The sequence below is a fragment of the Mesorhizobium sp. LEGMi-168a genome, from assembly GCF_058312955.1.
In genome coordinates, this window is record NZ_JBZEGV010000009.1 from 112,976 (window position 1) to 134,854 (window position 21,879).

A 21,879-nucleotide genomic window follows, 5' to 3' on the forward strand; every position below is an offset into this window, starting at 1 on the left:
CAAAGCCTCTTCTGACCTTATTTCAGGTTTTCCTCAAGTCGGCACATTGGCTCAGTCGATTGGGCCTGCCCGAACGCCGGCCGATCTTAACCAGCCCGACGATGAACGTGCAGAGATGATTTCCTTTTCCCGCCGATCGACTATCCTCATTTTGATCCGCGACGTGCCGCCGAGGGGAACCATGAGCAGGAACGCGACATCGTCCACCTTGCCGTCTTCGCTGCTCCAGCCCTTAGTTCGTCCAAACGTCTTTTTGTTGTTGGCCTGCGCCGCCGCCCTTTCGGTCGCCGGTTGCCAGAAACAGCAGGCTGCGGAAAAGAGGCTGCCGGTGAAGGTCACTACGCAGACGGTCGCGCTTGCAGACTATGCGCCAAGGACCTCGCTGACCGGCGTGATCGCGGCCCGCACGCTCAACAATCTGTCGTTCCGTGTCGGCGGCCGCGTCGCCGAACGGCTGGTCGATGTCGGCCAGCATGTCGACAAGGGCGCCGTGCTTGCCCGCATCGACCCACAGGAACAGGAATCCGACCTGCGCTCGGCTCAGGCGGACCTCGATGCCGCGCAGGCGCAGCTGACCCAGGCCGCGGCCACCTATCAACGGCAAAAAACGCTGCTTTCTCAAGGCTTCACGACCCGACGCGACTTCGACAGCGCCGACCAGACGCTGAAAGTGGCGCAAGGCAGCGTCGACGCCGCGCAAAGCGCTCTGGCCAACGCCAGGGAGAACCTTTCCTACACCGAACTCAAGGCGGGTGCCGCCGGCGTGATCACCGCGCGTCAGGTCGAGGCCGGACAGGTGGTGCAGGCGGCGCAGACCGTCTTCACCATCGCCGAGGACGGCGACCGCGATGCGGTATTCAACGTGCACGAAACATTGGTTGCCCGCACACCTTCTTCGCCGGCGGTGACGATCACGCTGCTGTCGGACCCTCAGATCAGGGCAGTGGGAAAGGTGCGGGAAGTCTCGCCGGCGGTCGACACCGCGTCGGGATCGATCAGGGTCAAGGTCGGCATCCCCGACACGCCCACCGGCATGCCGCTGGGCGCCGCCGTCATCGGCACCGTCAGCGCCAAGGCGGTCAGGGCCGTGCTGCTGCCCTGGCAGGCGCTGACGTCCACCGCCGGCAAGCCGGCTGTCTGGGTCGTCGATCCGTCAAGCAAGGCGGTGACGACGACTCCGATCGAGGTGCTCGCCTTCGATTCCGGTGTGGTCGTCGTCGAGAAGGGGCTGCAAGAAGGCCAGAGCGTGGTCACCGCGGGCGGGCAGTTGCTCAGTCCCGGCCAGACGATCGAGATCGCAGGAGTGAGCCAATGAACCGGCTGCCGCTTACTGCCGCGCTCCTGTTCGTCGCATCGCTTGCCGCCTGCTCGCGCTCGGAAGAGAAGCCACCCGAGATCATCCGGCCGGTGCTGTCGATGGTCGTCGAACCGAAGACCGTCGAGACCTTCGGCTTCGCCGGCTCGGTCGAACCGCAATACAGCGCCGACCTTGCTTTCCGCCTGCTTGGCCGCGTCGTGTCGCGCGACGTCAAGGTCGGCGACATCGTCACCAAGGGGACGACGATCGCGGCGCTCGATGCGACGGCGCTCGAGCTCGCCGTCCAGGCATCGAAAGCGGATTTGTCGAACGCCCAGGCGCAGTTCGCCAATGCCGCCGCCAGCGAGGACCGCCAGCGCCAGTTGCTTGCCTCCGCCAACACCTCGCAAGCCGTCTTCGATGCCGCGCAGCAGGCGAGGCAAGCGGCCGCGGCCGGGGTCGAGCGGGCGAATGCCGCTTTGGCCAAGTCGCAGGAGCAGCTCGGCTATGCCCGGCTGTTTTCCGATTTCGACGGCGTCGTCACCGCGGTCGGCGCCGAGGTCGGCCAGACGGTGTCGGCCGGGCAGACCGTCGTCACCGTGGCGCGCACCGATCCGCGCGAGGCGGTGGTCGACATTCCCGACCAGTTGACCGGCGAGCTCACCGTCGGCATGCCGTTCCAGATCATCCTGCAGTCGCTGCCCACCATCACGACGGAAGCCAAGCTGCGCGAGATCGCGCCGCAGGCCGAAGGTTCGACCCGCACCCGCCGCGTGCGGTTGACGCTGACCGACCCGCCGCCGGCGTTCCGGCTGGGCTCGACGATCACGGCGACCCGTTTGACCAAGGTTGCGCCGACCATCACGCTGCCGATATCGGCGCTGCTCGAAAAGGATGGCGCCGAGAAAGTCTGGATCGTCGATCCGCAGTCCTCGAGCGTGAGCGCGCGCGAGATCAAGGTCGGCTCGAAGAGCGGCGGCACCTTCACGGTGGCATCGGGGCTAGAGGCCGGCATGCGCATCGTCACCGCCGGCGTGCACAGCCTGAGCGAGGGCCAGAAAGTCAAGGTGCCGGAGGGAGGGGTCTGATGAAAGGCTTCAATCTCTCCGACTGGGCGCTCAGCCACCGCTCGCTGGTCTGGTATTTCATGCTGGTCTTCGTCGTGGCCGGCATCTCCTCCTACCTCAACCTCGGCCGCGAGGAAGACCCCGCCTTCACCATCAAGACGATGCTGATCCAGGCCAACTGGCCGGGCGCCTCGGTCAACGAGACGGTGCGCCAGGTGACCGACCGCATCGAGAAGAAGCTCGAGGAGCTCGACAGCCTCGACTACACGAAATCCGTCACCACAGCGGGCAAGACCGTGATCTTCGTCAACCTGAAGCAGAACACCAAGGCGCGCGACGTCGTGCCGACCTGGCTTCAGGTGCGCAACATGGTCAACGATATCGCGTCGCAGTTCCCGCAGGGCGTGCAGGGGCCGTTTTTTAACGACCGCTTCGGCGACGTCTACGGCAATATCTATGCCTTCACCGCCGACGGGCTTACGCCGCGCCAGCTGCGCGACTATGTCGAGGATGTGCGAACCAAGATTCTGACGGTGCCGAACGCCGGCAAGGTCGATCTTGTCGGCGCCCAGGACGAAGCGATCTATCTCGAATTCTCTTCCCGCCAGATCGCCGCGCTCGGCCTCAACCAGCAACAGATCGTCGCCAGCCTGCAGGCGCAGAACGCGATCACGCCGTCGGGCGTCATCCAGTCAGGCCCGGAGCGGGTCAGCGTGCGCGTCGGCGGCCAGTTCACCTCGGAAGAGAGCCTGCGCGCCATCAACCTGCGCGTCAACGACCGCTTCTTCCGGCTGAGCGACGTGGCGACGATCACGCGCGGCTATGTCGATCCGCCGACGGCCTTGTTCCGCTTCAACGGCCAGGACGCGATCGGACTCGCCATCGGCATGAAGCCGAACGCCAATCTACTGCAGTTCGGCGAGGCGCTGCACGAGGAGATGAACAAGGTGCTGGCCGACCTGCCGGTGGGCGTCGGCGTGCATCTGGTGGCCGACCAGCCGGTGATCGTCGAGGAAGCGGTGTCGGGATTCACACGGGCATTGTTCGAGGCGGTGGCGATCGTGCTCGCGGTTTCCTTCATCAGCCTCGGCCTGCGCGCCGGCTTCGTCGTGGCGCTGTCGATCCCGCTGGTGCTGGCCATCACCTTCACGGTCATGGCTTATCTCGGCATCTCGCTGCAGCGCATTTCGCTGGGTGCCTTGATCATCGCGCTCGGCCTTTTGGTCGACGATGCCATGATCGCGGTGGAGATGATGGTGGCGCGGCTGGAGGTCGGCGATAACCTCCGCAAGGCGGCGACCTATGTCTATACCTCGACCGCCTTCCCGATGCTGACCGGCACGCTGGTGACGGTGGCAGGCTTCATCCCGATCGGCCTCAACTCGAGCGCTGCCGGCGAATACACCTTCACGCTGTTTGTCGTCATCGCGGTGTCGCTGCTGGTGTCGTGGATTGTCGCCGTGCTGTTCGCGCCACTGCTCGGTGTCACCATCCTGCCGGCGACGATGAAGGCCAAGCACCACGACCAGCCGGGACGCTTCACTTCGATGTTCCGGCGCGTGCTCGTCCTGTCGGTGCGCCGCCACTGGCTGACCATCATCGCGACCGTGCTTCTGTTCGCCGCATCGATCGCCGGCTTCGGTCTTGTGCAGCAACAGTTCTTCCCGCCCTCAGACCGGCCGGAGCTGATCGTCGACTGGAACCTGCCGCAGAATTCATCGATCGCCGAGACGCGCGACCAGATGGAGCGCTTCGAGCAGCGGGCGCTGGTCGGCAATCCCGACATCGACCACTTCTCGTCCTATATCGGCCAGGGCGCGGTGCGCTTCCTGCTTGCCTATGACGTACAGCCGGCCAATCCCTATTTCGGCCAGACCGTCATCGTCACCAAGAGCATCGAGGCGCGCAACCGGGTCAAGCCGGCGCTGGAGAAGCTGCTGCGCGAGGAATTCGTCGGCACCGACGCCTTCGTCAAGCCGCTCGAGCTCGGGCCGCCGGTGGGGCGTCCGGTGCAATACCGCGTCGGCGGACCCGACATCCAGACCGTGCGCGAGCTGGCGCAGGAGTTTGCCGGCATCATCTCGGCCAATCCAAAGCTCGGCGCGCCAACCTTCGACTGGAACGAGCCGCAGCGCGTGCTGAGGGTCGACGTGCTGCAGGACAAGGCGCGCCAGCTCGGCATCACCTCCTCCGATATAGCCAGCGCGCTGAACAGCACGGTCGGCGGCTCGACGATCACGCAGGTGCGCGACGCGACCTATCTGATCAACGTCGTGGCGCGCTCGCGCGAGGCGGACCGCAGCTCGATCTCGACGCTGCAGAACATGCAATTGCCGACAGGCACCGGGGAGTCGATCCCGTTGGCGGCAATCGCCAACTTCCGCTATGACCTCGAGCAGCCGACGGTGTGGCGGCGCAACCGCACGCCGACGATCACCGTGCGCGCCGGCCTGGTCGGCGACGTGCTGCCGGCGACCGTCGTCAACGAGCTGAAGCCGTCGGTCGATACCTTTATCGCCAAGCTGCCGCCGGGCTATTCGGTGCAGACGGCCGGCTCGGTCGAGGAAAGCGCCAACAGCCAGGGACCGATCGCGGCCGTGGTGCCGCTGATGCTGTTCATCATGGCGACCATCCTCATGGTGCAATTGCAGAGCTTCCAGCGCCTGTTCCTGGTGGTGGCAGTGGCGCCGCTCGGTTTGATCGGCGTGGTGGCGGCTCTGGTGCCCAGCGGCGCGCCGCTCGGCTTCGTCGCCATCCTCGGCGTGCTCGCGCTGATCGGCATCCTGATCCGCAACTCGGTCATCCTGATCGTCCAGATCGAGGATCTCGTCGCCGAGGGCAAAGACCGCTGGGCGGCCGTCATCGAGGCGACCGAGCACCGCATGCGTCCGATCGCGCTGACGGCCGCGGCGGCGAGTCTGGCGCTGATCCCGATCGCGCGCGAAGTGTTCTGGGGCCCGATGGCCTATGCCATGATGGGCGGCATCATCGCGGGCACCGCGATCACGCTGCTGTTCCTGCCGGCTCTCTATGTGACGTGGTTCAGGATCAAGGAGCCGAAGCGGGAGGGGGGTGGCGCGCAGGAAGACGCCGTTGTTGCTGCGGAGACCTAAGGCAAGGTCGAGTTCCTTCGCGCCCCCTCTGTCCTGCCGGACATCTCCCCCACAAGGGGGGAGATCAGCGGCCTCGGCGCCGCGCCCTCTCGCCAACGCTGGAGATTGGCGAAAGCCGTGATGACAGCCAATCTCCCCACCCGTGGGGGAGATGTCCGGCAGGACAGAGGGGAGCGCGAAGGAACTCGACTTCGACAATTGCGAGTTACACCCTCACAAACCCCTCGCTCGCCCTCAGCAGATTGCGCGTATAGTCCTCGCTGACGCGATGGCCGATCAGCTGGCTCGCAGTCAGCGTCTCCACCGCCTCGCCGTTCTGCATCACCATCAGCCGCTCGCACATATGGGTGATGATGGCGAGGTCGTGGCTGACCATCAGGAAGGTGAGCTTGCGTCGCCGGCGTACCTCTTCGAGCAGGTTCAGCACCTCCGCCTGCACGGAAGCATCGAGTGCCGAAGTCGGCTCGTCGAGCAAAAGGATCGAGGGTTCGAGAATTAGCGCGCGGGCAATCGCGACGCGCTGGCGCTGGCCGCCGGAGAGCTGATGCGCGTAGCGGAAGCGAAAACCGTTGCCGAGGCCGACTTCTTCCAGCGCGCGCTCGATGCGCTTCTCGCCATCGGCGATACCGTGGATGGCTAAAGGCTCCTGCAGCAGCCGGTCGACCGTCTGGCGCGGATGCAGCGAGCCGTAGGGGTCCTGGAAGACCATCTGCACGTCGCGGTAAAAGGCCTTGTCGCGGGTTTTGCCCAGCGTCTTGCCGTTGACGGTGATCGTGCCCGACGCGACCGGCGCAAGGCCTGTAATGGCCTTGAGCAGCGTCGATTTGCCGGAGCCGCTTTCGCCGACCAGCCCGTAGGATTCGCCTTCCCTGACTTCGAGGTTCACGCCCTTCAGCGCGCGAAAGCGGTCGAAGACAACTTCCAGACCTTCGACGGAAAGCGCTGCCGTCATGCCGCCCACTCCGGCTTGCGGTCGAGCACCGGCAGCGGATGACGTTCAAAGCCGATCCTGGGCATGCAGTTGAGCAGGCCGCGCGTGTAGGGGTGCCGGGCGTCGCGCAACTCGGACGCCTTGAGCTGCTCGACCACCTTGCCGGCATACATGACGACGACGCGGTCGCAGAATGAGGAGACCAGGCGCAGATCGTGCGAGATGAAGATCAGCCCCATGCCGCGTTCGGCGACCAGCCTGTCGAGGATGTTGAGCACATCGAGCTGCACGGTGACATCCAGCGCCGAAGTCGGCTCGTCGGCGATCATCAGCTCCGGTCCGGCGATCAGCATCATGGCGATCATGGCGCGCTGGCCCATGCCGCCCGAGACTTCGTGCGGATGGAGATCGAAGACACGGGCCGGGTCGCGGATCTGCACTGCCCGCAGCATCTCCAGCGCCCGGTCGCGCGCCTCGGCCTTGGAGACTTTTTCGTGCGTGCGCAGCGTCTCGACGATCTGGCGGCCGATGGTCATCACCGGATCGAGCGAGTATTTCGGATCCTGCAAGATCATGGCGATGCGGTTGCCCCGCAGCGCCCGGCGCTGGCCGGGCGAAATCGAGAGCAGGTCGATGCCGTCGAAGCTGAGCTTGTTCGCCGAAACCCGCGCCTGTGGCGGCGTCAGGCCCATGATGGCGCGGCCGGTCTGCGACTTGCCGGAGCCGCTTTCGCCGACAATGCCCAGCCGCTCGCGGCGGAGCGAGAAGGAGACGCCGCGCACCGCTTGCACGACGCCGGTGCGGGTCGGGAAGGTGACGCGCAGGTCGTCGACTTCGAGAAGCGTGCTCTTGTCGGCGCTCATTGGTCGCCGCTCCTTGGGTCAAGCGCGTCGCGCAGTCCGTCGCCGAGCAGGTTGAAGCCGAGGCTGACGATGAGGATGGCAGCACCTGGTGCTGCCGCCACCCACCACTGGTCGAGGATGAAGCGGCGGCCCGACGCGATCATCGCGCCCCATTCCGGCAGCGGCGGCTGCGCGCCGAGGCCGAGGAAGCCGAGGCCGGCTGCGGTGAGGATGATGCCGGCCATGTCGAGCGTCACCCGGATGATCAGCGAGGAGATGCAGAGCGGCATGATGTGGCGCAGCACGATGCGGAAGGGCGAAGCGCCCATCAATTGCACCGCCTTGATGTAGTCGGAGTTGCGCACCGTCAGCGTCTCGGCGCGCGCGATGCGCGCATATGGCGGCCAGGAGGTGATGGCGATCGCCAGCACCGCGTTCTCAATGCCGGGGCCGAGGGCCGCGACGAAGGCCAGCGCCAGCACGAGCTTCGGAAACGCGAGAAAAATGTCGGTGATGCGCATCAGGATTGCGTCGGTCCAGCCGCCGGAATAGCCAGCGACGGTGCCGACGAGCAAACCAATCGGCGCCGCAATGATGGCGACCAGGATGACGACGTAGAGCGTCCAGCGCGAGCCGTAGACGATGCGCGAATAGATGTCGCGGCCAAGGTCGTCGGTGCCGAACCAGTGCGCGGCGCCCGGCGGCAGCAAGCGGGCATTCTTGAGGTCACCCACGGTCGGCGAATAGGGCGCCAGCACATCGGCAAAGGCGGCAACCGCCACCAGCGCGAGGATGATCAGCAGGCCGACAAGGGCCAGCCGGTTGGCCGAAAAACGCCGCCACGCGACATAGGCGCGGCCGAGCCTTGCCTGCATGCGCGAGGCCGGCCGCTCGCTGAGCAACCATTCGCGACGGGAGAGGGGGCCGGCGTCGGAGGCGGTCATGACGATGCCTCTTGAAGCGGTCGACCCCCACTCCGGTCTGCTTCGCAGACCACCTCTCCCCCGTTCGACGGGGGAGAGGAAAGGCGCCAAGCGTGCGACCGGCTTTTCCTCTCTCCCGGGCAGGGACAGAGGTGGCCCGAAGGGCCGGAGTGGGGGTGATTGGCCGCAGCCAAGCCCGAAAGTGCGATACCTCTGCTCATCCGGCCTTGGTCCTCGGATCGAGCAGCCGGTAGAGCAAATCGGACAGAAGGTTGATGGCGATGAACACCGAGCCGATGATGATTGTACCGCCGAGCACCGCGTTCATGTCGGCGTTCTGCAGCGAATTGGTGATGTATAGGCCGATGCCCGGCCAGGAAAAGACGGTCTCTGTCAGCACCGAGCCTTCGAGCAGGCTGGCATAGGAGAGCGCGATCACCGTCACCATCGGCACCGCGGCGTTGCGCAGCGCATGGCCCCAGATGATGCGTGTTTCCGACAGGCCCTTGGCGCGCGCGGCGACGATGTACTCCTGCGCCATCTCGTTCAGCATGAAGGACCGGGTCATGCGGCTGATATAGGCGAGCGCGAAATAGCCGAGCAGCGAAGCCGGCAGGATGATGTGGCGGTAGGCGTCGTAGAAGACATCCCACTGGCCCTGCATCGCCGCATCGAGGAGATAAAAGCCGGTGATCGGCGTGAAAGTGTATTCGTAGACGACATCGAGCCGAGCCGGAAAGGCGACCCATTGCAGCTTGGCGTAGAACAGGACGAGCCCGAGAAGCCCCAGCCAGAAGATCGGTACGGAATAGCCGATCAGGCCGATGATGCGCACGATCTGGTCGATGAGGCTGCCGCGCCGCACCGCCGCCAGCACGCCGAGCGGAACGCCGATGACGGCGCCGATGATGGTGCCGAGCGTTGCAAGCTCGATGGTCGCCGGGAAGACGCGGCGGATGTCGGACATCACCGGATTGGTGGTCAGCACCGAGGTGCCGAAATCGCCGCTCAGCGCACTTTTCACATAGATGTAGAACTGCTGGATCAGCGGCAGGTCGAGCCCCATCTCGCGGCGCGTGCGCTCGACGACGGCGGTCGGTGCCCGGTCGCCGAGCACGGCCAGCACCGGGTCGATCGGAATGACGCGGCCGATGAAAAAGGTCACCGCGAGGAGACCGAGATAGGTCGTCACCGCGATGACCAGGAAGCGGCCAATCGATGATAAAATCGCGACGGCACGGGCGCTGCCGCGCCCTGCCGCCGCCTGGTTTTCAGCTACGCTCACGCGGCGCGCCCGAAGACGCTATTCCTTGGAGACCGCGCCGACGAAGTTGGTGTCGAAGCTCGGGCCAAGCGCGAAGCCCTTGAGGTTTTTGCGCAAGCCCGCCACTTCCAGCTGCTGGTGGATGATGACGAAGGGGCTGGTGTCGAGGATCTTCTGCTGCAGGTCCTTGTACATGTCGGCGCGCTTGGCCGAATCCTTCTCCAGCAGCGCCGCCTCGGTCTGCTTGGTCAGGTCCGGAATGTCCCAGGCATTGCGCCAGGCGAGCGTCTTGATCTTTGCCGCGTCGGAATTGTCCGGGTTCGAGGCGAAGGTCTGGGCGTTGGAGTTGGGATCGAAATAGTCCTGGCCCCAGTTGCCGATATAGATGTCGTGGTTGCGGGCGCGGTACTTGGTCAGCGTCTGCTTGCCGTCGCCCGGGATGATCTCCAGCTTGATGCCGGCCTGGCCGAGCGTCTGCTGGATCGATTCCGCCATGCCGGTCGTCGGCTGGCCGGTGCGTACGTCCATGGTCACGCTGAAGCCGTCCGGCAGGCCGGCCTTGGCCAGGAGTTCCTTGGCCTTGGCGACGTCGAACTTGAAGGGATTCTCGTCGACCGCGCCGAGATCGCCCTTGGGCAGGAAGGACTGGTGAATCTCGCCGATGCCCTTGAGGATCGTCGAGCTCATCGCGTCATAGTCGATCAGATATTTGAACGCCTGGCGAACCTCCGGCTTAGCGAGGTTCGCGTTCTTCTGATTGAGGCTGATGTAATAGACCGTGCCCTTCGGCGCGCTTGTGGTGGTGAGGTCGGCGTTCTTGGCGATGGCGTCGAGGTCGTTCGGCTCGAGGTTGCGGGCGACGTCGATGTCGCCGGCTTCGAGCGCCAGGCGCTGCGCCGAGCTTTCCTTCATGTTGCGGTAGATGACGCGGGCGAGCTTGGCCTTCTCGCCGTTGTAATTGTCGTTGCGCTCCAGGACGACGGCTTCGTTGGCGCGCCATTCGCGCAGCTTGTATTGGCCGGAGCCGGCATAGCCGGTCTTCAGCCAGGCATTGCCGAAGTCGTTGTCCCATTTGTAATCGGCGCTAGGGGTGACGGCCGCGATATGTTCCTTGACCAGCTTGCTGTCGACGACCGATGCCACGGTGGCCGACAGGCAGTTCAATACGAAGCTTGGCGCATAGGCCTTGTCGACGACGAACTGGAAGGTGGTGTCGTCGACCGCCTTGGCCTTTTCGGTGACGTTGTCGCCGCTGATGCCGAACTGGTTGATGATGAAGGCCGGGCTCTTGTCGAGCTTGATGGCGCGCTCGAAGGAATAGGCGACGTCGGCAGCGGTGATCGGATTGCCGGAGGCGAACTTCATGCCGGGCTTGAGCTTGAAGGTGTAGGTCAGACCGTCGTCGGAAACGCTCCAGCTCTCGGCGAGGTCGCCCTTGACCTTGGAAGTATCGCTGAGGTCGAGACGGACCAGGAGATCATAAGTGTTGCCGGTGACCTCGGCGGTCGACAGCTCGAACGCCTCGCCCGGATCCATCGAGATGATGTCGTCGATGGCGAAGCCTTCGACCAGCGTGTCGGCAGGCGTGACCGCGAAGGCGGGCGCTGCCAGCAGCGCAGACATCGCCGCACCCGCAAGCAAGCTACGGAGCGCAAACTTTTCCAGCATCATGGTGATCGTTCCCTGTTTTGTTGACCTGAGTTCCCGGCTCAGGGCTGCATTATTCTTTGCGAAGCCGACGGAGGCTTGGACCACTTACCGTCGTGGTTTTTGTCCAGTTGGTCAACACCCTATTCGGCGGCGCTGGAGCAGGCAACGCGCATTTTGCGAGATAAGGTATTGGACCAGAACGGGCCGTTACGAGTCGACCCGTGCGCCGGCTAATTGCAGCTACCGATCCGGAAAAATTTGCCAGGTTTTGTGAACCCGGCGTCGCCGCTACTTCAACTGCGCAACCAGGCTCGCGTCGGGAAAGCAGGTCGCGACCTTGCCGTTCTTCGCCTGCCAGACGCCGATCGAGCGGCGCGTCTTGAAGCCAGGCAGGCCGTCGGCGCTGCCGACGTCGTAGCCCTTCGCCTCCAGCGCCCGCTGGAGCGAAGCGATATCGGACCGGTGGAGATCGCCGACCGGGCCCCAGTTGCCGGCAAAGGTGGCGTCGCCCTTGGCGATGCGGTCGGCGGCGTGGCCGATGAACAGCGCATAGAGGTCGCTGGTGTTATATTCCTTCAGCACATAGAAGTTCGGCGTGACGATGAAGGCCGGGCCGCTGCGCCCGGCCGGCATCAGAAGGAAGCCCTCGGCTTTCAGCTCGCTGGCCTGGAACGCTTTGCCGTCTGCGCGCCTGATGCCCATCGCCACCCAGTCGGAAATCTTCTTGCCCTGATCGGGTCCTTCGAGCGAGCAGGAGACGTTGGCCGGCGCGATCACCTCGGTGCCCCAGCCGCGACCCCTCACCCAGCCATAATGGACGAGATAGTTGGCGATCGAGGCGAGCACGTCAGGGGTCGAACTCCAGATGTCGGGCCTGCCGTCGCCGTCGAAATCGACGGCGTGCTTGAGGAATGAGGTCGGCATGAATTGCGGTTGCCCAAGCGCGCCGGCCCAGGACGACTTCATCGCGTTGACCGGGGCGAGCCCGCGCTCGACGATCTCGAGCGCCGCCAGCACCTCGGTGCGGAAGAAATCCTTCTTCGTCGACATGAACGCCTTGGTGCCCAGCACCTCGAAGGCGTCGTAAGGCATCTTGGCCGCGCCAAAGCCGGTCTCGCGCCCCCAGATCGCCAGCACGATCTCGCCAGGCACGCCGTAGCGCTTCTCGATCAGCCCGAGCACCCTGGCGTTGGCGCTGTCGCGTGTCCGTCCGCCGGTGGTGACGGCGCGGATGATCTTCTCGGCGAAATAGTTGGCTGGCGGGCCGAACTCGGCCTGATGCTGCTTCTCAGGCGTCGTCGGCTTCTCGCCGGGCAGGACGAGGTCCGGCAATTTCAGGTTCGGCTTCACGCCGATAAAGGCGGCGTCGAAGGTCTTTTTGGAGATGCCCTTGGCCTTGACCTCGGGCCAGAGGTCGTTTTGCAGCCAGGCTTGGAATTGATCGTCGATGGGGGCTGCGGAGGCGGGAGAAATGAGGACGAAGCCAACAATTGCTGCAAAGAAAGCAATGACAGCCAACTTGAACAATCCGCGTTCCTTCGCGCCCCCCGCTGTCCTGCCGGACATCTCCCCCACTTGGGGGGAGATTGGCTGTTTTGGCGCCCCGCCTCTTCCTGCGACGTTGGAGATTGGCGAAAGCCGGCGTGACATCTGATCTCCCCCCTTGTGGGGGAGATGTCCGGCAGGACAGAGGGGGGCGCGAAGGAATGCTGTCACTTCCAAGGTCCCCCTCCCCGCCAACTTCAAAACGCCGTCCTGGATCGCAGCGCGGCGGCCAGCGTGCCCTCGTCGAGATAGTCGAGCTCGCCACCGACCGGCACGCCATGCGCGAGCCTGGTCACCTTGACCTCGAAGCCCGAGAGCTGATCCGTCAGGTAATGCGCCGTCGTCTGGCCCTCGACGGTGGCGTTGACGGCGAGGATCACCTCCTTCACCTCGCCGCCGGCGACGCGATCGACCAGCGAGCGGATGTTGAGCTGGTCCGGGCCGATGCCGTCGAGCGGCGACAGCGCGCCGCCGAGCACATGGTAGCGCACGTTCATGGCGGCGGCGCGCTCCAGCGCCCAGAGGTCGGAGACGTCCTCGACGACGATCAGCGTGCCGGCGTCGCGGCGCGGGTCGGTGCAGATCATGCAAGGGTCGGAAGTGTCGACATTGCCGCAGGTCGAGCAGATGCGCACCTTGTCGACCGCCTCGCCCATGGCAGCGGCTAAAGGCTGCAGCAGCTGCTCCTTCTTCTTGATGAGATGGAGGGCCGCGCGCCGTGCCGAACGCGGCCCGAGCCCCGGCACCTTGGCCAGGAGCTGGATCAGGCGTTCGATCTCTGGACCGGCGATTCGTTTCGACATCGCTCTGATCTAGAGCAATTCCAGGAAAAGTGCGAAGCGGTTTTCCGTCCGCAATTGCGTCAGAACGAAAAGGGGATCAGTTCGCCGCTTCGTGAAACGGTGAACTGATCCAGGATTTTTCAGAGCGGTTTGCAACAGCCCGCAATGGCGCACGACCCGCCATGCGGCCATGGCGGGTCGTTGAAGAGGGGCGGTTCAGCGGGCTTAGAGCGGCCGGTTCTGGCTGACGATCAGCGCGCCGATGGCATCGGTGTTCTCAGGCGTCGACTGGAATCCCACCGCCGCTTCCTGCGGCGCGCTTGGAACGGAGGTGACGTACCGGCCCTTAAGCGTGCCGCCGAAACGGGAGGCGTCCGGCTCCTCCATCGGCTCCTGCATCGCCACCACCGTCGGCTTCGCCGTGACGCGGCCGGATTTCTGCGCCGGCGCGACGGAGGCCGTCATATAGGTCTGCTCGTCCGGAACAGTCGCGGTCCTGGCCGGGGCAGCGGCTGCGGTCATTGCGGCCTGCTTGGCCGGATCGGCATGGACGATGGTCTTGACCACCGGCTCGGCGGAAGCAACGAGCACCGGAGCGGCAGGGTCGACCTTCTGCGACTTGCCGGAGGAAATGGCGACCATGGGCTCATCGGGCAGCGGCTGCCAGTTGCGGCCGCGCTTCTCGTAGAAGGCGTTACCGCCGGCCACCATCGTGTAGTGCATGTTGTTGTAAGGGAAGCGCAGCCCGGCGGTGTGGAAATACATCGTGTTCTTGAGCTTGGCCTTGCGCTCGCCCTTGAGCACCGCCTCGGCGGCCAGTTCGACATCAGGCAGCGCCTTCGAATTCATCGGCCGCGTCAGCACGCCTGGAGCGAACTGGCCCCTCTCGCCGACGACCTCGCAGATGGTGCTGCCATGCTCACCCGAGCGCAGCCGGTTCATCACGACCGTGCCGACTGCGATCATGCCGTCGCGGCTCGACCGGTTGGACTCGAAGAACATCGCCCTTTGCAGGCATTCCTTGTCCTTCATCGTGTATTTGTAGGAACGCGAGCTCAAGAAGCTCGGCGTGACGGCGTCGGTCAGGCTCGACATGCCATGTGAAGCGGTCTGGCTGCAGCCGGCCAGGAACAAGGGGGAAGCGGCGATGCCGATAAGCAGCAGCGGCGTCTTCCATCGCGTCGCGATCAACAAAAAAGCCTCATTTCCAGATGCCAGCCCGCCCCGAGATGTGGCAAGAATGAGACTCTTTCAGGCAAAAAGATGGCTAGATGGTTAGCAACCTCTGGACTTGGGTAAAACTTTATGAATGTCGCGAAATGAGCCCGTGAGCATTGCCGGCAAAATGGTTAATATAGCGGCCCGGGCTCGATTTTCGTTCATAATCAATTAACTGGCGGCAGCCGCCTCAGAACGGCAATTTCATTCCGGGCGGGATAGGCAGACCCGCCGTCAATGCCTTGGTCTTTTCCTGCATGACCTGCTCGACCTTATTTTTGGCGTCATTGTGGGCGGCCAAAAGCAGGTCCTCGAGGATCTCGACCTCGTCGTCCTTGAGCAGCGACGGATCGATCTTCAGCGCCTTCATTTCGAACTTGCCGGTCAGCGTCACGCTGACCAGTCCGCCACCCGCCTGTCCGGTGGCTTCCAGCGTGGCGATCTCGTCCTGCATGGCCTGGAACTTGGCCTGCATTTCCTTCGCCTTGCCCATCAGGCCGAGAAGATCCTTCATCGCAAACGTCCTCTTATTTCTTCAAATCTCGTCGTCGTCGGCGGCCGGCTCGACCGGCAGGTCGGCCTCGCTCTCTTCCACTTCCGGCACATCCGGAATGCGCACGTCGATGATCTTGGCGCCGGGAAAGCGGGCGAGAATGGCGGCAACCGTTGGGTCGCTCCTGGCGTCCGAGAAGGCGTTCTCGCGCTTCGTCGTCTCCATCTCGGCCAGCGTCTGGCCGCCTTTCTCCTTCGACAGCGAGACCAGCCAGTTGCGCCCGGTCCAGGCACGCAGCTTCGCGGTCAGGTCGTTGAGCAGCATCTTCGGCGCATCATCGGTCAGGGTGACGTCGATGCGGCCAGGCTCGATGCGCACGGGCCTTACGCAGCGTTTCACGAGCACCTTGAAGGCCATGTCGCGATTGGCGTCGGCAAGCGCAACAATGTCGGCCAGCGATTTGACCGGCACGACGGGAGTTTCGACGACCGGCGCCGGCACCGGAGCGAAAGCCGCGGGCGCCGGCTGAGCCTCGACCAACCGCATGGTCTGCGCACCGCCATTCGAGCTGGGCATACGCGCCTGCGCCACAGCACTTGCGCCGCCGCCATTGCCGGCCGGCGCTCCGTTGGCGCGCGGCGCGCCATTCGGCACGGGTGCGGCGCCTTCCAGCGATTTCAAAGCTTCATCGAGCGTCGGCAGGTCGGCGGCATGCGCCAGCCTGATCAGCACCATCTCGGCGGCGCTGACCGGGCGGTTGGAAGACTGCACCTCCGGGATGCCCTTGAGCAGCATCTGCCAGGTTCGCGACAGCACGCGCACCGACAGCGTGCTCGCGAATTCGGCGCCGCGCCGGCGTTCGTCCTCCGAGAGCGAAGCGTCGTCGGCCGCGGCCGGCACAAAGCGCAGCCGGGTGACGAGGTGATTGAATTCGGCAAGATCGGTGAGCACGGCGGCCGGGTCGGCGCCGGTGTCGTACTGCGCGCGAAACTCGGCCAAAGCCGCAGCCACGTCACCCTTCATGACGTATTCGAACAGGTCGATGATGCGGGCGCGGTCGGCCAAGCCCAGCATGGCGCGCACCGCCTCGGCGCTGACCGTGCCGCTGCCGTGGGCAATCGCCTGGTCGAGGATGGAAAGCGAATCGCGCGCCGAGCCTTCGGCGGCGCGGGCGATCATCGCCAGCGCTTCGTCGTCGACGGAAATGCCTTCCTTGGCGGCGATCGACGAAAGATGCGCGACCAGCGCGCCGGCATCGATGCGCCTGAGATCGAAGCGCTGGCAGCGCGACAGCACCGTGATCGGCACCTTGCGGATCTCGGTGGTGGCGAAGATGAATTTGACGTGCGGCGGCGGCTCTTCCAGCGTCTTCAGCAGGCCGTTGAAGGCCTGGGTGGAGAGCATGTGCACTTCGTCGATGATGTAGACCTTGTAACGGGCCGACACCGGCGCGTAGCGCACGCGGTCGATAATGTCCCTGATGTCGTCGATGCCGGTATGCGAGGCGGCGTCCATCTCGATGACATCGACATGGCGACCTTCCATGATCGCCTGGCAATGCTCGCCGGGAATGGACAGGTCGACGGAGGGCTGGTCGACGGTTGCGGTTTTATAGTTCAGGGCCCGCGCGAGTATGCGCGCCGTCGTCGTCTTGCCGACACCGCGCACTCCGGTCAGCATCCACGCCTGGGCGATGCGGCCGGTGGCAAAGGCGTTGGTCAGCGTGCGGACCATCGGCTCCTGGCCGATCAGCTCGGAGAAATTCGAGGGGCGATATTTGCGCGCCAGCACGCGATAGGCGCCGGCCTTCTCCGTCTCCGGATTTTTTGGCCCCAAATTTCCGGCTTCGCTCATTCGCCGTCAAAAGCTCCAAGGACTGCAGGCGGCCGATTCCTGCGCATAGTCTCGCCCGCACGGCTCGGCGCCGTCAATGTCGCGGGAGAAAGGCGAAGAGGCGGGAGGCTGGAACAATGACCCGTTCCGGGCTCGTTAGGGCTGCTTCCTTCCGGACCTGACCCGGTTGGCGAGTGGATCGTCCACCACCAACCTCCCGCGCTCCATATCGGCAATTCGGCGGCGAAATGCAAGGGTCGAGGTGAATGACCGGCCGGCTGCGCAGGCGAGAAAGCCTTCAAATCCACAATAGCGGCCAATGATTCGCTTGCAGCCACCTTGCCGCCGCTCTAGCGTTCCCCGGTTTGAAAAAGACGACAAAAGCGAAGGAAACGCCCATGCTGCCTGGCCTCAAGGCCGGTTTCACGCTGGACGCCCGGTTGGAGGCGGACAGTGAGCAGCTCATGTGGCTTGGCCTCTGCGAGCTCAGGCTGATGAACGATCGCCGCTGGCCGTGGCTGGTCCTGGTGCCGCAGCGGCCGGGCGTGGAGGAAATCCACGAGCTGACGCCGCTCGACCAGGCGATGCTGACCTTCGAGACCAACATGGTGGCGCAAGCGCTGAAAAGGGTAACCGGCTGCACCAAGATCAACACCGGCGCTTTGGGCAACATCGTGCGCCAGCTGCATGTCCATGTCATCGCCCGCACCGAAGGCGACCCCGGCTGGCCGGGGCCGGTCTGGGGGCACGGCATGCGCGAGCCCTATCAGCGCCCCGAGATCCGCCGGTTTGCCGAAACGATCAAGGCAGCGCTATAAGCCGATCAGTGTCCACCCTGCGCCCTGAGTCCCCATGAGCTTTCGCCTGTTTGACGCGCCATTGCGCGAGCCGAGCCAGTTCGTCGGTTTCGCCGGAAACCGGATCGACCGGCAATCGGAAAACCGCGCCGACGACGCCGTCGAGAAAGCGCTCGCCGAGCAATCGGCGCGGCTGATGCTGATGCATGGCGGCAGGCTTTATCTCAAATTGAAAGACGGCCAGTTCGACCCATGGTTCAAGGCGGCGGAAGGCCAGGCCTTCGAGGTTTCGCTTGACCACGGCGTGCTGCTCGGCATTTCGGACAGCGGTCCGGTGCTTGCCGTACCTGCCGGCATCGAGCCGGAAAATCTGCCGGAAGCGGTGAAGGCGATCGATTATCGCTCTGTCTATATGCAGGGGTTGATCGACGAGGCGGCCGCCGGCGCGCTGGCGCAAGGGGCGGCGCTGCTCGCCTGGCACGCCAGCCACGCCTTCTGCTCGAAATGCGGCAACCGCTCGGAAATGCGCGCCGGCGGCTACAGGCGGCATTGCCCGGCCTGCGGCACCGACCATTTCCCGCGCACCGATCCCGTGGCGATCATGCTGACGGCGACGCGCGAGAAATGCCTGCTCGGGCGCGGCCGGCATTTCGGCCCGGGCATGTATTCGGCGCTTGCCGGCTTCATCGAACCCGGCGAGACGATCGAGGCGGCGGTGCGCCGCGAGACGCTGGAAGAGGCCGGCATCCGGCTCGGCCGCGTCGTCTACCACGCCAGCCAGCCCTGGCCGTTTCCTTACTCGCTGATGATCGGCTGCTTCGGCGAGCCGCTCAACGAGGACATCCAGGCCGACCTGAACGAGCTGGAGGACTGCCGCTGGTTTTTCCGCGACGAGGTCCGCTCGATGCTGGACAGAACGCATGCCGGAGGCTTGATCACACCGCCGAAGGGGGCGATCGCGCATCACCTCATCCGCGCCTGGGTCGACAGCGAATAGGAGGGAGCAAATATGATCCGTCACACCGTCGTGTTCACGCTGAAGCATCCGCCGCATTCGCTGGAGGCGAAGCGGTTTCTCCATGATGCCAAGAAGATCCTGACAGCGATCAAGGGCGTGACGCATTTCGAGCAGCTGCGCCAGGTCAGCCCCAAGAACGACTATGAGTTCGGCTTCTCGATGGAGTTCGCCGACCAGGCCGCCTACACGAGATACAACGAGCACCCCGACCACGTCGCCTTCGTCCGCGACCGCTGGGTGCCGGAAGTCGAGGCGTTTATGGAGATCGACTACGTGCCGCTTGGCTTTGGCTGAAGAGCGGTTCCGGCGCCAATGTCAATGGTGGAACATAGCGCCGCCCCCTGCCGCTACTTTCTGCAGCACTGACGATTGGCGAAAGCGCCGATGACCGTGCCCCTCTCCCCGTCACTATACGGGGAGAGGATGCCGGCAGGCAGGTGAGGGGCGGCACAGACGCTGGATAGGCTAGGCCGGGACTTCGGGCCTCGACTCGAACCTGGGCGCGTTAACAGTCGAAGTCAGCGCTGCCCCTCATCGCCCTGCCGGGCACTTCTCCCCGTATAGAGACGGGGAGAAGGGGCTGGCCGCAGCGCCGGCTCCCTTCCTGCAACGTGCGGGAAAAGCTAATCCGCCACCTTCCACTGCTCGCGCGAGGCGCTTGCCGGATAGACGCCGAGGATGCGCATCTCGCGCGAGAAGAAGCGCAATTCATCCAGCGCGAGCTTCACCAGCGGATCGTCGGGGTGGCCCTCGATGTCGGCATAAAACAGCGTCGCGGTGAAGGCGCCGAGCTGGTAGCTCTCGAGCTTGGTCATGTTGATGCCGTTGGTGGCGAAGCCGCCCATGGCCTTGTAGAGCGCAGCCGGCACGTTGCGGACGCGGAAGATGAAAGTGGTCATCATCTTGGCGTCCGGCGACGGACGCTCGGCCCATTGCTTGTTCTTGGTCAGCACGACGAAGCGGGTGACGTTCGAGTCGGTGTCCTCGACATTGTTCTCGATGATCTCGAGGCCGTAGAGCTCGGCAGCGAGCGCAGGCGCGAGCGAGGCCATGGTGCGATCCTTGACCTCGGAAATCATCTTGGCCGAACCCGCGGTATCGCCGGCTACAATCGGCTTCCAACCGTTCTTGCGGATGTATTTGCGGCACTGGCCAAGCGCGTGGATGTGGCTGTGCACGCTTTTGATCTCTTCGCGCTTGACGCCCGGCAGCACCATCAGCTGGAAGTGGATCGGCAAGAAATACTCGCCGACGATATGCAGCCGCGATTCCGGCAGCAGATGATGGATGTCGGCGACACGGCCCGCGATCGTGTTCTCGATCGGGATCATGGCGAGCTCGGCCTTGCCGGTCTCCACCGCGTTGAAGGCGTCCTCGAAGGTCGGACAGGGCAACGGCTCCATCGACGGGAACATGTTGCGGCAGGCGGTGTCGGAATTGGCTCCGGGCTCGCCCTGGAAGGAAATCCTGTTGGTCTTTTCAGGCATGCCGATATCTCAGTTTGAAAGGATCTTTCTGGCGCGATCGAGGTCGTCCGGCGTGTCGACGCCGAGCGGCAGCGACTGGACAATCTCGGCATCGATGCGCATCCCGGCTTCGAGCGCCCGCAGCTGCTCCAGCCGCTCGCGGCGCTCCAAAGGCGACGGCTTCAGCGCCACGAAGCGTTCGAGCGCGGCGCGGCGATAAGCGTAGAGGCCGATGTGGTGATAGAGCGGCCCCTCTCCCCACGGCGCGGTGGCGCGGGTGAAATAGAGCGCCCTCAGCCTTGTCGCTGAGAGCGGCGAGCCGACGATCTTGACGACGTTCGGATTGGTCTTCTCCTCGTCGCGCACGATCTCGACGCCGAGCGTGGCGATATCGACCCACGGGTCGGCGAAGGGCCGCAGCGATGCGCCGATGATTTCAGGGTCGATGGTCGGCAGGTCGCCCTGCACGTTGACGATCGTCTCGACCTTTTTGTCCGGGTCAAGCGCGGTGAGCGCCTCGAAGATGCGGTCGGAGCCAGATTCGTGATCCGCGCGCGTCATCACCGCCTCGAAACCATGCTCGCGAACCGCTTGCGCCACGGCCTCCGTATCGGTCGCCACGACCACGCGGCCAAGCCCTGCTTCGGCGCCGCGGCGGGCGACATGGACGATCATCGGCGCGCCGGCGATGTCGGCCAGCGGCTTGCCCGGCAGGCGCGTCGAGGCCATGCGGGCGGGGATCAGGATCAATGTCGACATTGGACTGCGGGACGCCCGAAAAAAGCGGATGGGAAAGTGGCAAAAGGTCTCACTGGAAGCGCCCTTATAGGTGTTGCAACGCCGAAGCAAAAGACCTAGTTTCCGCGCGATTTGACTGGCCCCGTGGGGGTCGTTCGCGATACCGACGGACGGAGTGGACGGATCGGTCCGCCGGAAAAGGGAGCAAGGGGCGTATGGATTCCAACGAAGTCAACAAGCTGCTCGCCGGATTCCTCGGAACCGTCTTCGTGGTCTTTTCGGTCGGCATCGTCTCGAACGCGCTGTTCGCCTCCCCCGCGCCCGAGAAGCCCGGCTTCGCCATCGAGGCGGCCGAGCCGGCGGAGGGCGGCGGCGCCGCCGCGCCGGCCGCCGAAGCCAAGCCGATCGCCGACCTGCTCGCCACCGCCAATGCCGAGGCAGGTGCTGCCATCTTCAAGAAGTGCCAGGCCTGCCACTCCGGCGAGAAGGGCGGCCCGAACAAGGTCGGTCCGGATCTCTGGGACATCGTCGACCGCCCCGTCGCCGAGCACGAGGGCTTCGCCTATTCGGCCGGTATGAAGGATTTTTCCAAGGGCGGCGCCGAGAAGTGGACCTACGACAACCTCAACCACTTCATCACCTCGCCGAAGAAGTTCGTGAAGGGCACGGCGATGGGTTTCGCCGGCCTGCCGAAGGATGAAGACCGCGCCAATGTGATCGCCTATCTGCGCACGCTGTCGGACAATCCGAAGCCGCTGCCGCAGCCGGGTGCTTCGGCCGAAGCCAAGCCCGCCGAAGGCGCCAAGCCCGCGGAAGCAGCAGCACCGGCCAAGCCGGCCGAAGGTGCCGCTCCGGCCAAGCCGGCTGCGCCCGCCCAATAAACAAATCGTCATTCAGACACC

The 21,879-nt window shown here is 64.7% G+C and carries 20 protein-coding genes and 1 other RNA gene; 7 read left to right on the forward strand and 14 right to left on the reverse strand.

Annotated elements, in window-relative coordinates:
* Positions 1–51: 51 nt before the first annotated feature.
* Positions 52–339: a hypothetical protein gene (locus AC4FWB_RS14975; RefSeq protein ID WP_491027007.1), complete on the reverse strand. Its 288-nt coding sequence runs from the start codon at positions 337–339 to the stop codon at positions 52–54.
* On the opposite strand from AC4FWB_RS14975, the gene AC4FWB_RS14980 reads away from it, so the two are divergent.
* The 3 genes from AC4FWB_RS14980 to AC4FWB_RS14990 are packed head-to-tail and all read left to right on the forward strand — an operon-like array spanning position 260 to position 5,477.
* Entirely contained in the window at positions 260–1,315 is a 1,056-nt protein-coding gene (locus AC4FWB_RS14980; protein WP_491026998.1) for an efflux RND transporter periplasmic adaptor subunit, read from the forward strand. The genes AC4FWB_RS14975 and AC4FWB_RS14980 overlap by 80 nt on opposite strands.
* Entirely contained in the window at positions 1,312–2,385 is a 1,074-nt protein-coding gene (locus tag AC4FWB_RS14985; protein WP_491026920.1) for an efflux RND transporter periplasmic adaptor subunit, read from the forward strand. Before AC4FWB_RS14980 ends, AC4FWB_RS14985 begins: the two co-directional genes overlap by 4 nt.
* Entirely contained in the window at positions 2,385–5,477 is a 3,093-nt protein-coding gene (locus tag AC4FWB_RS14990) for an efflux RND transporter permease subunit (RefSeq protein WP_491026921.1), read from the forward strand. Before AC4FWB_RS14985 ends, AC4FWB_RS14990 begins: the two co-directional genes overlap by 1 nt.
* 205 nt (positions 5,478–5,682) lie before the next feature.
* Here the strand turns inward: AC4FWB_RS14990 and AC4FWB_RS14995 are convergent, their stop codons facing one another.
* The 11 genes from AC4FWB_RS14995 to ffs all read right to left on the reverse strand — a co-directional run bounded on the left by AC4FWB_RS14995 (position 5,683) and on the right by ffs (position 17,176).
* Positions 5,683–6,429 (reverse strand): ABC transporter ATP-binding protein, encoded by a 747-nt coding sequence (locus AC4FWB_RS14995; RefSeq protein ID WP_491026922.1) that lies wholly within the window; start codon positions 6,427–6,429, stop codon positions 5,683–5,685.
* Positions 6,426–7,271: an ABC transporter ATP-binding protein gene (locus AC4FWB_RS15000; protein ID WP_491026923.1), complete on the reverse strand. Its 846-nt coding sequence runs from the start codon at positions 7,269–7,271 to the stop codon at positions 6,426–6,428. The genes AC4FWB_RS14995 and AC4FWB_RS15000 overlap by 4 nt, the downstream gene beginning before the upstream one ends.
* Positions 7,268–8,194 (reverse strand): nickel transporter permease, encoded by a 927-nt coding sequence (nikC, locus tag AC4FWB_RS15005; RefSeq protein WP_491026924.1) that lies wholly within the window; start codon positions 8,192–8,194, stop codon positions 7,268–7,270. Before nikC ends, AC4FWB_RS15000 begins: the two co-directional genes overlap by 4 nt.
* 196 nt (positions 8,195–8,390) lie before the next feature.
* Complete coding sequence (locus tag AC4FWB_RS15010; RefSeq protein WP_491026926.1) at positions 8,391–9,458, reverse strand: ABC transporter permease; 1,068 nt, start codon at positions 9,456–9,458, stop codon at positions 8,391–8,393.
* 18 nt (positions 9,459–9,476) lie between these two features.
* Positions 9,477–11,108: an ABC transporter substrate-binding protein gene (locus AC4FWB_RS15015; protein WP_491026927.1), complete on the reverse strand. Its 1,632-nt coding sequence runs from the start codon at positions 11,106–11,108 to the stop codon at positions 9,477–9,479.
* Positions 11,109–11,375: 267 nt separating this feature from the next.
* The gene (locus AC4FWB_RS15020; RefSeq protein ID WP_491026928.1) at positions 11,376–12,653 is read right to left on the reverse strand and encodes a lytic murein transglycosylase; all 1,278 of its coding nucleotides are present in this window, start codon (positions 12,651–12,653) and stop codon (positions 11,376–11,378) included.
* A gap of 176 nt (positions 12,654–12,829) precedes the next feature.
* Positions 12,830–13,435: a recombination mediator RecR gene (gene recR / locus AC4FWB_RS15025; protein WP_491026929.1), complete on the reverse strand. Its 606-nt coding sequence runs from the start codon at positions 13,433–13,435 to the stop codon at positions 12,830–12,832.
* A 204-nt stretch (positions 13,436–13,639) separates the two neighbouring features.
* Positions 13,640–14,605: a cell wall hydrolase gene (locus tag AC4FWB_RS15030; RefSeq protein WP_491026930.1), complete on the reverse strand. Its 966-nt coding sequence runs from the start codon at positions 14,603–14,605 to the stop codon at positions 13,640–13,642.
* Positions 14,606–14,822: 217 nt separating this feature from the next.
* A complete protein-coding gene (locus tag AC4FWB_RS15035) occupies positions 14,823–15,146 on the reverse strand; it encodes a YbaB/EbfC family nucleoid-associated protein (RefSeq protein ID WP_071101772.1) in 324 nt (107 codons plus the stop codon).
* 21 nt (positions 15,147–15,167) lie between these two features.
* Positions 15,168–16,979, reverse strand: coding sequence for a DNA polymerase III subunit gamma/tau (locus AC4FWB_RS15040; protein ID WP_491026931.1), 1,812 nt, complete (start codon positions 16,977–16,979; stop codon positions 15,168–15,170).
* Between the two features lie 100 nt (positions 16,980–17,079).
* Positions 17,080–17,176, reverse strand: an RNA gene (gene ffs, locus AC4FWB_RS15045) — signal recognition particle sRNA small type.
* Between the two features lie 180 nt (positions 17,177–17,356).
* On the opposite strand from ffs, the gene AC4FWB_RS15050 reads away from it, so the two are divergent.
* From AC4FWB_RS15050 to AC4FWB_RS15060, 3 genes are read left to right on the forward strand one after another with little or no spacing between them, the layout of a single operon-like run.
* Entirely contained in the window at positions 17,357–17,776 is a 420-nt protein-coding gene (locus AC4FWB_RS15050; RefSeq protein WP_491026932.1) for an HIT domain-containing protein, read from the forward strand.
* Positions 17,777–17,810: 34 nt separating this feature from the next.
* Positions 17,811–18,752, forward strand: a complete 942-nt coding sequence (gene nudC / locus AC4FWB_RS15055) for an NAD(+) diphosphatase (protein ID WP_491026933.1) — start codon at positions 17,811–17,813, stop codon at positions 18,750–18,752.
* Positions 18,753–18,764: 12 nt separating this feature from the next.
* Positions 18,765–19,067: a Dabb family protein gene (locus AC4FWB_RS15060; protein ID WP_491026934.1), complete on the forward strand. Its 303-nt coding sequence runs from the start codon at positions 18,765–18,767 to the stop codon at positions 19,065–19,067.
* Positions 19,068–19,396: 329 nt separating this feature from the next.
* Here the strand turns inward: AC4FWB_RS15060 and AC4FWB_RS15065 are convergent, their stop codons facing one another.
* Both AC4FWB_RS15065 and AC4FWB_RS15070 read right to left on the reverse strand, forming a co-directional pair.
* Positions 19,397–20,260, reverse strand: coding sequence for a prephenate dehydratase (locus AC4FWB_RS15065; protein WP_491026935.1), 864 nt, complete (start codon positions 20,258–20,260; stop codon positions 19,397–19,399).
* A 9-nt stretch (positions 20,261–20,269) separates the two neighbouring features.
* Positions 20,270–20,998, reverse strand: coding sequence for a 3-deoxy-manno-octulosonate cytidylyltransferase (locus AC4FWB_RS15070; RefSeq protein WP_491026936.1), 729 nt, complete (start codon positions 20,996–20,998; stop codon positions 20,270–20,272).
* A 194-nt stretch (positions 20,999–21,192) separates the two neighbouring features.
* Here AC4FWB_RS15070 and AC4FWB_RS15075 point away from each other — a divergent pair, with 194 nt between their 5' ends.
* Entirely contained in the window at positions 21,193–21,858 is a 666-nt protein-coding gene (locus AC4FWB_RS15075) for a c-type cytochrome (protein WP_491026937.1), read from the forward strand.
* Positions 21,859–21,879: the final 21 nt, after the last annotated feature.